The sequence below is a fragment of the Ruoffia sp. FAM 24228 genome, from assembly GCF_045528575.1.
In the GTDB taxonomy this organism is placed as follows: domain Bacteria; phylum Bacillota; class Bacilli; order Lactobacillales; family Aerococcaceae; genus Ruoffia; species Ruoffia halotolerans.
In genome coordinates this window covers 1-1050 of the sequence record NZ_JBGQQZ010000141.1, presented here as the reverse complement: position 1 = coordinate 1050, position 1050 = coordinate 1, and the positions used below count along the sequence as shown (strand labels likewise).

The 1050-nt window shown below is 34.2% G+C and carries 2 pseudogenes; both read right to left on the bottom strand.

What is annotated here, in order from left to right:
• Positions 1 to 224: 224 nt before the first annotated feature.
• Positions 225 to 461 (bottom strand): annotated as a pseudogene (locus tag ACEN33_RS12400) (ATP-binding protein); the annotation flags it as partial.
• 123 nt (positions 462 to 584) lie between these two features.
• Positions 585 to 920 (bottom strand): annotated as a pseudogene (locus ACEN33_RS12395) (tyrosine-type recombinase/integrase); the annotation flags it as partial.
• Positions 921 to 1050 lie beyond the last annotated feature (130 nt).

Genomic DNA, 1050 nt, shown 5'->3' with positions numbered 1-1050 from the left:
TTTACTGGAGAGAGTTTTCGTTTGAAAAATGCATTATCAAAAAAAGAATAATTAAAAGGAAAAAATTGGATGGCTATATTGTGTACTTTTCGTTGCAATACTATGTACTTCAAATTTGCAAAACACACCACTAAAGAAATATCCCATAACCACTGTGATTTAAGTTAGTTATGGGATATCTTTACATAATCCATAGGATTATATTAGTTTTTCATAGTAATATCCTAGAAGTTATTGGATAAACCCAGTCGTTCACGCATAGATGTTTCACCATCGATAGTGATGGTGTAGGAATTATGAACAATCCGATCAATAACTGCTTCGCCTGTTGGTCCACCTCCCAACTTAGAATGCCATCCAGCAGTGTTGAACTGGGTACAGAAGATCGTAGATATCGTCTTTTCCCTTTTTTCTATGATTTCCATGGTCAAGTATAGTTCTTCTTCTGTTAAGTCATGAAGAAGCCACTCATCTTATGAAAAGTTAAATATTATGTAAAGTAAGGCGCTGAAACTCTAATTTCAACGCCTTTTGAAGTAAGTTTCTTTTCATAATAAAGAGTCTTAATTCTCATATTTTTAACTCTAAATAAATTCTTTCAACCAATCTAGTAGAACTTCTTTGTCATTTGTAGTCAATGTTTCTTCTGGAAGTACATTATTGCTAGCTGCTTCGATTGCTTTTCGTTTAATTTCTGGATTAGCTTTCGCATAGATTTCCGTTGTTGAGACGGATACATGACCTAAAAAGTCTCGAATATAAATCAAATTAACATTTGCTTCTAGTAAGTGCATTGCTTTACTATGCCTTAAGGCATGAGGTGAAATTTTCACTGGGAAATGATTAGAATTGTTTATTCGCGCTATTTCAAAGTGTTTTTTAAGAATATATCCTATGCCAGCACGACTGAGTCTTCTTTTCTGTTTACGCCGATTGTAAAATTAAGCTAGACAACTAAAACAGCCATTTGTGGTACACTCAACTTGTAATTCCGACCAAAGAATACAAAGGAGTGACCACAAATGACCTACACCCATCTTACCACGGATG